Genomic DNA, 10085 nt, shown 5'->3' with positions numbered 1-10085 from the left:
TTGACTAAATATTTGGTCAGCATGACATACTGGGAAGATCGGTCAAATGATCATTGAGGATCAAGTAAAATGGTGACTCAACCGTTGCTATTTTAAGCAGATTGAGTCAGATGGGCTGAATAGTTACCTGATTTATTTATACAGAGCTCAGGTTATTTAGCTCTCATCAAACCTGCTAGTTTCATGCCTATCATCATAAAAACCAAAAAGAATAGAGCGTCTAAGTTAAATGCTGATAAGGCCGTAACTGCAGGGCCGGGACATATTCCAGCTAATCCCCAACCAACGCCAAACAAACTTGCACCAAAAACCAAATTCTTGTCTATGTTTTTCTTTAAATTAAAACTAAAAGTAGACTCAAATATTGGGCGAACTCTTGGTTTTATCACTAATAAATAAGACGGCATAAATACTGCCAAAGCACCACCCATGACAAAAATTAGACTCGGATTCCAATTACCAAAAATATCTAAAAAGCCAATAACGTTATTAGGGTTCACCATTCCTGAAATGGCCATTCCGATACCAAAAAATAAACCTGATGCAAGACTGATCAACCCATGTTTCATAAATGATTCCTAAAAAAGATGAAGTTGAAGAAATACAGTAATTGCGGCGACTACCATAAAAGTCACTGTTGCTATGAAAGAGCGCAAAGAGAGTCGACCAATACCACAAATACCGTGACCGCTGGTACAGCCATTTCCGAGTTTTGTCCCAATACCCACTAATAAGCCTGCTATTGCTAAAATCAAGGGAGAGCTAGTAAATTGGGATGGCATTTCTCCAACGGGTAACGCTAGAAACCCACCAGAGATCATGCCTGCAATGAACAGCCAGCGCCAACGGCTTTGTTGATGATTTCGTGTAAATAGCCCTCCTAATATACCGCTAATCCCTGCGATTTTACCGTTGAATAACAATAATAAAATGCCAGAGCAACCAAGTAATGCTCCACCTAAAAGCGATAGAAGGGGAAAGCTATCCATAGTTAATCCTTACAAAAAATACTGTGCAATGTTTTTACAATTTCATAAACCCTCTCATCAGCAATAGAATAAAACACTTGCTGTGCTGACTTTCTGGCTTTAATTAAATTGTGTTGTTTAAGCACAGATAAGTGTTGTGAAAAAGCAGATTGGCTCAAAGTGCTGTGGCTTAATAGCTCACCGACACTTACCTCATTCTCAGTAAGCTGACATAAAACTTGTAATCGAGCAGGGTGGCTCATGGTTTTCAGGAGTTCGGCTGCTTCTTTGGCACTGGCTTGCATATCTTGCGGATTCATCATTTCACCTTCAATAAGCCCTAATTTCAACAGCTTGAAAAATTGATCCAAACACGTTGAAAGTAAAATCTTATTATAAAAAAATGATTTAGTAAAATCTATTTCAGTATTATCTAAATTAGATATTGCTAATTAAGTGGGTTCTAATTTAATATGCATGTGAGTTATCAAAAATATACAAAATTTGGTGCAACTGGATGCTTAGGGATGGTTAGTATGACGAAAATATTAATTGTAGGAGGCGTTGCTGGTGGCGCTTCAGCTGCAGCTAGGGCAAGACGCTTAGACGAAAATGCTGAAATTATAATATTTGAACGTGGGGAGTACGTTTCGTTTGCAAATTGTGGCTTGCCATATTACATAGGCGGAGAAATAAAAGACCGCAGTAAATTACTTTTGCAGACACCACAAAGTTTTTTCAACAGGTTCAATGTCGAGGTAAGAGTTCAGCATGAAGTCATCAAAATTAATAGACTTCAAAAATCGATCACCATCAAACGATTAGTTGATAATACGATTTATGATGAGAACTATGATTTTCTTTTACTAAGCCCCGGTGCAGGGCCTTTTATTCCCCCCATTAATGGGATTGAAAATCCGTTAACCTTTACCCTTAGAAACATCTCGGATATGGACAGAATAAAAGATCGCATTCATCAATATCGTCCGCAACATGCCACGGTTGTTGGGGGTGGCTTTATCGGTTTGGAAATGATGGAAGCGTTTCATCATTTAAATATTAAAACCAGTTTGATAGAACTTTCAGATCAAGTTATGGCTCCTGTTGATGCCGAAATGGCGGGTTTTCTTCATAAAGAAATTCGAGATAAAGGAATCGATTTACGATTGAAGGCCGGTTTGGAGTCAGTCAAATATGATAATGAGCAACTGATATTGCAATTGGATAACGGCGATTCGTTTCATACCGATTTGTTGATCATGGCCATTGGTGTCAGGCCAGATGTTGCATTAGCTGAGCAAGCTGGTTTAGCGATTGGTAATTTCGGCGGCATAGTGACAGATGCCGAAATGCAAACCAGTGAACCTGATATTTATGCTGTTGGTGATGCAGTTGAAGATATTGATTTTGTAACTGGAAAGTCTAGTTTTGTTCCACTAGCAGGCCCGGCAAATCGTCAAGGGAGAATGGTGGCTGGGAACATGCTTGGGCACAAAGAACAATATCAAGGCACACAGGGAACAGCCATTTGTAAAGTGTTCGAATTAGCGGTCGGTACAACGGGAAAAAACGAAAAACAACTCCAGAAAGGTGGATACAGATATGAAAAAGTCTATCTTCATGCAGGAAGTCATGCTGGTTATTATCCCGGTGCTGAAATTGTATCTTTGAAATTATTGTTTAGCCCTGATTCTGGTAAAATTTTGGGAGCACAAGCTGTAGGTAAAAAAGGTATTGATAAGCGAATTGATGTAATTTCAGTAGCGCAACGAGCGGGTATGACCGTTCACGAGCTACAGCATGTGGAACTAAGTTATGCTCCCCCATACGGAAATGCAAAAGATATTATTAATCAAGCCGCTTTTGTCGCTACTAACCTGATTAAAGGAGATTTGTTACCAATTCACTTTAATCAAATTCATCAGTTGAGTCCGGAACAGTTACTTGTGGATGTACGTACTCCAGAGGAACTTAAAAATTTAGGTTATCTTGATGGGGCCATTAACATTCCCGTTGATGAGTTGCGAGAGAGAATGCATGAGTTACCGAAGGAAAAAGAGATTATTGTGTACTGCCAAGTTGGGTTAAGGGGAAATGTTGCTTATCGTCAATTAGTCAATAATGGCTTTAAGAGTAGAAATCTATTGGGTGGCTACAGAACTTGGCTTTTTGCCCAAGAGCAATAGACTTTTGATTCGTGAATAGAAGGAAGATGTTATCTACCTTCTTTCTTTTTTTTCATTTTTACTTCATACATAGACTTATCCGCTTTAGCGTATAAATCACTGGCTGAAATATAACGAGTTAACTCACTCATACCTGCACTGAAACCAACATCAAATTGTTTAAGTAATGGCTGAGTAGTAAGATTTTGTTCTAAACGGTTGAGAAGTATCTTGGCCGCTTCCTCATTACCATGAACTAAGATAATAAACTCATCGCCTCCGACTCGGAAAGTATGGTCGGTATCACGAACGGTACTTTGCAATAGCTTAGCAAACTCTTCTAAGATGACGTCACCAAACTGATGACCAAAAGAGTCATTGATAAATTTGAGTTTATCTAAATCCAAAATGACAAGACTTAGTGGCTCACCGCTTCGGTCAAAGCAGGCAATCCTTGAAGCCAGTACTTTTTCATAATAACGGCGGTTACCTAGATTTGTTAGAGAATCAAGTAATGCTTGATTTGAGATCTCATGGTGTTGCAGAGCGTTTTCAAGCGGTTGTTTTAGTAACTCTTCCAGTTGAAGCAAAAGCGATAGTTGTTTCGGAGCTAAAGTCGATGTTAATCGATAACTCACTTCAGCGGCTTGGCGTTGGATTTGAAAATGTCTTTTAAATACTTTGCCTTGGTTAGAACCAAAATGGAAATGATGCTCTGGCAACTGTATGTGCATCCCCGTAATAGGCAAGTATTGTTCAACAGCTTTACCATAACTGGCAACCACTTGCCGTGGTTCTAAGCTGGCATGAAGTGATTGCAGAATTTCAATTAAATCAGGCGCACTGCTTTTCTCCAACCGAACTTGCGGGGAAAATATCATTTGCTGTGATTGATAGTCTGCTGCTAACCCAAAATCCATAGTTACTCCGGTAACGCGAATATTTTGACGATACTAATTTGAAAGCAGTATTTGTGCCATATCGCAGGTAAGCCGAAGTTACTGTGATTTGTTTAGAAAAACTTTGATTTGATTAATTTGTGCTTTGCCGTCTTGATAACCCAAATTCATGAGTTCTCTGGTGTATTCACGCTCAAACAATAAATAAGAAATGATACTAGACTGTGAGTATTTATTGATGCCAAAGGCTCTTAGCATAAGCCTTATTGCCAAAGGCATGCGGTGATAATGTTTGATCGCAATATCTGATAAATCCTGACTCGGTGTGATCACCATAGTTTCTATAGGTTTGGATGGATACTGTGCTTTTTTATCATCAGCGATGAGTTTTATTGTTTGGTTTATGTGTTTAATTCGCTCGAGGTCACTATTTAGTGTATCTGAAAAAATAGTGTCTAAGAGGTGGCCTGCAATGGAAGAAACCCTTGGGTGGTCTGTCAAAGAATTGGCTTTTTCTTTTGAAGAAAACGCTAAATTAATGATCATAATTTTATCTGCACCTAGATGAATAGGGGAAGATAAAGGTGATATCTGATGGATAGAGCCATCACCATAAAATTGTTGGTTAATTTTCACTGAAGGAAAAACTAAAGGAATAGCAGAGCTTGCTAGAAGGTGCTCGGTATATAACTGAGTTCTTTTGCCTACACGTCTTGCTCGAATCCAATTATCGATAGAGCTATTAGCTTGGAAAAAAGAATAAGACCTAAAGTCGTTGTAGCAAGATACATCTATGCTTAGAGCTTCTAATGCGCCTCTATCAATATTTCTATCGACACGTTTGAAATCCATAACTTCATTGAGTAATAGTCTTAGTGGTTCATTGTTGAGTAGGCTACTAGGTTCTGGATTAATTGGGGCTGCCTGTAAACTTTTAAGCAGTATCTTTGCAAAGTGTGCAAATACACTGGAAAATGAGCTTCTATACACTTTATTGGTCGTAAAGTGCCCCCACACATAGCTGAGTTTTTTCACTCCTAAGTGAAAACATGATGCATGGGTTGCAAGCGATGTTGCATTGATAGCACCAGCTGAGGAACCAGATAATATGTCAAAAGGAATATTATGGTTACGTGGATAGTCTTCCACTATCGCTTTAAGCACACCAACTTGATAGGCAGCTCTAGCGCCACCACCACCCAGAACTAATGCAATGTTTTTATTCATTCATAAAACGCTTTTATATTAAAAAAATGTTAATTCATATGGCCCTTAGGTTTAATGTAGCAGAGCTATAATGATTTCAAAGGAAAAGATGAAGTTAGATAAATAAATGGCTGTAGAAAATGTTCACATTTCACCCAGAATAGACTCAAGGGACACACATATTGATAAGTTGCCAAGAGCTATTCTTGATAACGGCATTAGCGTTGCTGCTAGAGCTGAAGGTGGAATATGTGGATTCATGATTATTCCAGCCAATGGTGTTTTAACAGTAAAAGTTGAATATAAAGATAGGTACTTCAATTATTCTGTAACTTTTTTAAATAGAGAGGCTGTATCGGTTGAACCTGCTGATACGCGTGCAACAATATTTCAGGCAATTAAGGACTTTTTCAAAAATCCAATGAAAGCTGATGAGGACAACGTCACAAGCAGTGAGCTGCTAAAAGAGTACATTGTCGAAAGACTGAAGGTCGCTAGAGAGTTTGAGGTGAAATTACTTTGGTACGAAAAAGACAATGAGCTTTTGACTGGATTTAATGAGAATATCGGTACTAAATTTAGCTGCGGAAAGAGTGGAGACATTGAAGTTGGAAATGATGAATTGGTTGATACGGCAAGTTATACAAAAGAGCGAGTATAACTTACTAAATATCAAAGTAATAGGGGGATGATTCCCCCTATCAATGAATTAAAGTTCTGTCAGGAAGCTCATTACTTCATCCATAGGTATATCTTGTTTCTCACCTGTTTTACGGTTTTTATACTCTAAAACACCGTTATCAATATTACGGTCACCAATCACAATTGTGTGTGGTACTCCAACCAGTTCCATATCGGCGAACATGACACCTGGGCGCTCTTTGCGATCATCGAAAATAACTTCAATACCTAGATCTGTTAGATCTTGATAAAGTTTCTCTGCCAGTTCTTTTACACGGTGAGATTTGTGCATATTCATTGGTAAAATACCAATTTTGAAAGGTGCAATAGCATCTGGCCAAATAATACCGCGGTCATCGTGATTTTGTTCAATTGCGGCAGCCACAATGCGGCTAACACCTACACCGTAACAGCCCATAAGTAGAACTTGTGATTTACCTTGTTCGTTAAGTACAGTTGCATTCATCGCTTCTGAGTACTTAGTACCAAGCTGGAAGATATGTCCTACTTCAATACCTCGTGCAAAGGCGTACTTACCACCATCAGGAGCTTGCTCACCTTCAACCACATCACGAATATCTGCTACTTGTGCAAGAGGAAGATCGCGCTCCCAGTTGATGCCAAAGTAATGTTTGTCATCAATATTGGCGCCAGCGCCAAAGTCACTCATAACTGCAACACTGTGGTCGATAATGATTGGTAGCTCTAGATTTACTGGGCCTAGAGAGCCTGGACCTGCACCAATAACAGAACGAATTTCTTCTTCGGTTGCAAATTCAAGTGGAGAGGCAACTTGAGGCACTTTTTCTGCTTTGATTTCATTTAGATCATGGTCACCACGAACCAATAATGCAACGAAAGGCGTGTCTTCTTCTGCGCCTTTAACAATTAGAGTCTTAACGGTTTTCTTAATATCTAAATCAAATTGCTCAACCAACTCAGCAATGGTTTTCGCATTAAGCGTATCAACTAAAGTCATTTCTTGAGTTGCAGCGGCGCGCTCTTCAGTCGGCATAGGAGCTTCGGCACGCTCGATGTTAGCAGCATATTCACCATCAACAGAATAGGCTATTAAGTCTTCACCACTTTGGGCTAACACGTGGAACTCATGTGACATCGCACCACCAATCGAGCCTGAATCAGCTAAAACTGGGCGGAATTCTAACCCTATACGAGACAGAATGTTGCTATAGGCGTTGTGCATGGATTGATAAGTATCATCCATGGTTTCTTGGTCTAAGTGGAAAGAATAGGCATCTTTCATCAAGAACTCACGACCACGCATGACACCAAAACGAGGACGAACTTCATCACGGAATTTAGTTTGGATTTGGTAAAGATTCATAGGCAACTGTTTGTATGAGCTGACCTCTTTACGAACAATATCGGTGATCACTTCTTCGTGAGTTGGGCCTAAAACAAAATCACGATTATGACGGTCTTGGAAGCGAAGTAACTCTGGGCCATATTCAACCCAACGCCCACTTTCTTGCCAAAGATCTGCAGGCTGAACCATAGGCATTAAGACTTCTTGAGCTCCTGCTTTTTCCATCTCATCACGTACAATCGCTTCGACTTTACGAAGTACTTTTAAGCCTGTTGGCAGCCAGCTGTATAAACCAGAAGCATTAAGACGAATAAGACCAGCACGTAGCATAAGTTGATGGCTGATCACTTCTGCGTTAGCAGGTGTTTCTTTTTGTGTTGAAAGCAGGTATTTGCTGACTCGCATTCACATTGTCCACTAGAAGTTGAAATGGGCGTTATTTTAACATTTCGTTTTTGCTTGTCACTTAAAGAATTGGGATTAATCATGATTCATAAAGCAATACAAGCTCAATGTAAATTATTAGAATTACCCATAAGGCTAATTTTAAAGAGAAATTATGGCAGTAGTAAATACAGGTGAACTAGATATAGCTGATATAGAGAATAAGACAGAGTGGATAACGGCTGCGGCTATAAGCTATAAAAATCATCAGGGTAAAATTTTTTTTGCTTCGAATGAACAAGTATATGAGTTTGAATGTGAGAAAAAAGGTAATCGTTATATTGTTGCGGATTTTCATCAAGCCGATAATGGCGCAAAGCCATTATTAACATTGGCTGAAATTAGAAAAAAATACATCATTGAAAGGTTAAATAAAGGTGATGAATTTCTTAATGCAGTCGAAAAGGGACAAATTTCATCGGTTACAGAATATATTTCTAATGGTATTGATATTCACTGTGTTGATAAACATGGTAGAACAGCATTGCATTTAGCTTGCAAGCGAGGTTTTAAAGATATTGTTCAGCTTCTTATTGATCATGATGCTGATGTTAATAGTGTCGATCAAGAATGCAATACTCCATTAATTTTCGCATCAAATGCCCGTAGCTTTGAAATAGTAAACTTGTTATTACAGCGGGGAGAACTACAGGTAAATGCACGAAATATTCATGGAGTTACGGCTTTTTCATTAAGTTGTTTCAAACAAAGTGTTGCAATCGCTTCTGTATTGGTTGCAAATAAAGCAAATATTAATCTAAGCCATGAAGGCGATAACAGTGCAAGCGCTAATTTTGACGCATTTGTTGAGCCTGATTTTTGGGGAAGTGGGTTCAAGATAAGCTTTATTGATTTTGTGGACCAAAGTAGTGATGAATTATTGACTGCTTATTTACAATCAGAAAAGGATAAAATTGGTGCCCCTCTTTATGCTTCAGTATTAACTAGGGAAATGGATAAAGGGCGCTTTCACAGAGTAAAGCTTCTTTTGCAACATAAACCTGAAACGCTATTTCCCGCATTCAAAGGTGGTAATACGCCACTCATGCACATGATTAAATGTAAGCATAGAAATACAGATATACGCAAAAGCTTATTAAAATGTGAAATGAAACGAGAAGTGATATATAGAGATGCCTCTCAAGATTCATTTTTCAGCGAACTAATGCAAAATTTTGACTACCAGAAAGAAAAAGCCTTTATATTTGAAATACTCAAGTATGGCGAACAACTCAAAAAGCTATTTGTAATAACTAATTATTGGGGGATTCCAGGATTCAGAAGCGATCAAGATATCAAAGCATTAGTTAATTGTGGTTCACCAGATGTTGTTATTCAATTTATTGAATCTTGTCCATGGCTTCAAGAGGCAGAACAAATGTTAGTTATCTTCGAAGAAGCATTAACGTTTGAAAGTACATCTTTATTGACTCGCATAGTCAATCAATTTGAAACAGCTAAAAATGAACTAAAAAGATCTGATAAAATTGGTAATACAAGGCTTCATAGGGCTTGCAAAGGAAGTGATTATAGTTTGACCCTAAAATTGTTGGCAGTAGGCGCTAATAAAGAGGCGAAAAACGCACAAGGTAAAACACCTCTTCAATTAATTTCAAAAAAATCTATTCGACAAGTCGTGACAGGCAGTTTAACTCCAACAGAAGTATATCAAGATGAAGATGAAGATGATGATTGGATTAACGTTGAAAAAGTCGAATAGATGTATAATTTAACTCCATTACTTATCTCGCCTATCACCAATAACTTTCGCAGGGTTACCAGCAACGATGGCGTAATTGGGTACATCTTTAGTTACAACAGCTCCCATTCCAACTACAGCATGATTTCCAATGGTTACACCATCAACAATACCTGCCTGAGCGCCAATCCAAACATCATCACCAATTACAACGCCCTTGGATGTTACGGCTTGTTGGTATATAGGTGAGTCTGGCGACATACCATGGTTAAAAGCATAAATAGTGACATTATTTGCTATACGAGTTTTGTTACCGATAGTGATTCCCTCTTTACCACCATCAATAGAACATCCATGATTGATAGCAACTTCATTTCCTAATGTTATTGGTCCATGGATAAAGCTATCGGCGGCAATCATACACTTGTCACCAATACTAATTTTTCGACCTGGCTCTGCAAATAAATTGGCTTCAGGGGCGATAAAACTATTTTGGCCAATCTCGATGGTTTCAAGCTGTATAAACTGCTGTTGCACTTCTTCTTGCCAAGGCTTTGCCCAAATTAAGTGTTTTTCTTTTAGGGAAAAATATAGCCAAGGCATATATGAAAGACGTTTCTTGTGCTGAACTTGATAATCTATGGGCATAGGTTTGGAGATAGTGCGTAAAATGCGCTTATGGTAATGAACATAACC

At 38.5% G+C, this 10085-nt stretch carries 10 protein-coding genes; 3 read left to right on the top strand and 7 right to left on the bottom strand.

Annotated features, from left to right (window positions below):
* Positions 1 to 152: 152 nt before the first annotated feature.
* Genes D5018_RS15855 through D5018_RS15845 form a run of 3 tightly spaced genes read right to left on the bottom strand, consistent with a single transcriptional unit; the run spans position 153 to position 1291 of the window.
* Positions 153 to 569, bottom strand: a complete 417-nt coding sequence (locus D5018_RS15855; RefSeq protein ID WP_121839976.1) for a DUF6691 family protein — start codon at positions 567 to 569, stop codon at positions 153 to 155.
* A gap of 9 nt (positions 570 to 578) precedes the next feature.
* Positions 579 to 989 carry a YeeE/YedE family protein gene (locus tag D5018_RS15850; protein WP_121839975.1) on the bottom strand — a complete coding sequence of 137 codons (411 nt, stop codon included), beginning with the start codon at positions 987 to 989 and terminating at the stop codon, positions 579 to 581.
* Between the two features lie 2 nt (positions 990 to 991).
* On the bottom strand, positions 992 to 1291 hold the full coding sequence (locus D5018_RS15845) for an ArsR/SmtB family transcription factor (protein ID WP_341538269.1): 300 nt from the start codon (positions 1289 to 1291) through the stop codon (positions 992 to 994).
* 213 nt (positions 1292 to 1504) lie between these two features.
* Between D5018_RS15845 and D5018_RS15840 the strand changes: the two genes are divergently transcribed.
* Positions 1505 to 3154, top strand: coding sequence for an FAD-dependent oxidoreductase (locus tag D5018_RS15840; protein WP_121839977.1), 1650 nt, complete (start codon positions 1505 to 1507; stop codon positions 3152 to 3154).
* A gap of 29 nt (positions 3155 to 3183) precedes the next feature.
* On the opposite strand, the gene D5018_RS15835 is transcribed toward D5018_RS15840, so the two are convergent.
* The gene (locus D5018_RS15835; RefSeq protein ID WP_121839974.1) at positions 3184 to 4053 is read right to left on the bottom strand and encodes a GGDEF domain-containing protein; all 870 of its coding nucleotides are present in this window, start codon (positions 4051 to 4053) and stop codon (positions 3184 to 3186) included.
* Between the two features lie 78 nt (positions 4054 to 4131).
* Complete coding sequence (locus tag D5018_RS15830; RefSeq protein WP_121839973.1) at positions 4132 to 5259, bottom strand: patatin-like phospholipase family protein; 1128 nt, start codon at positions 5257 to 5259, stop codon at positions 4132 to 4134.
* Between the two features lie 106 nt (positions 5260 to 5365).
* Here D5018_RS15830 and D5018_RS15825 point away from each other — a divergent pair, with 106 nt between their 5' ends.
* Positions 5366 to 5899: a hypothetical protein gene (locus tag D5018_RS15825; RefSeq protein ID WP_121839972.1), complete on the top strand. Its 534-nt coding sequence runs from the start codon at positions 5366 to 5368 to the stop codon at positions 5897 to 5899.
* 48 nt (positions 5900 to 5947) lie between these two features.
* Here D5018_RS15825 and D5018_RS15820 read toward each other — a convergent pair whose 3' ends face one another.
* The gene (locus tag D5018_RS15820) at positions 5948 to 7651 is read right to left on the bottom strand and encodes a proline--tRNA ligase (RefSeq protein ID WP_121839971.1); all 1704 of its coding nucleotides are present in this window, start codon (positions 7649 to 7651) and stop codon (positions 5948 to 5950) included.
* A gap of 154 nt (positions 7652 to 7805) precedes the next feature.
* Here D5018_RS15820 and D5018_RS15815 point away from each other — a divergent pair, with 154 nt between their 5' ends.
* Entirely contained in the window at positions 7806 to 9410 is a 1605-nt protein-coding gene (locus D5018_RS15815) for an ankyrin repeat domain-containing protein (protein WP_121839970.1), read from the top strand.
* Positions 9411 to 9428: 18 nt separating this feature from the next.
* Here D5018_RS15815 and D5018_RS15810 read toward each other — a convergent pair whose 3' ends face one another.
* Positions 9429 to 10037 (bottom strand): acyltransferase, encoded by a 609-nt coding sequence (locus D5018_RS15810; protein ID WP_165905081.1) that lies wholly within the window; start codon positions 10035 to 10037, stop codon positions 9429 to 9431.
* Positions 10038 to 10085: the final 48 nt, after the last annotated feature.

It is taken from the genome of Parashewanella curva (genome assembly GCF_003675895.1).
Taxonomy (GTDB): domain Bacteria; phylum Pseudomonadota; class Gammaproteobacteria; order Enterobacterales; family Shewanellaceae; genus Parashewanella; species Parashewanella curva.
This window is presented reverse-complemented; position numbering and strand designations above follow the sequence as displayed.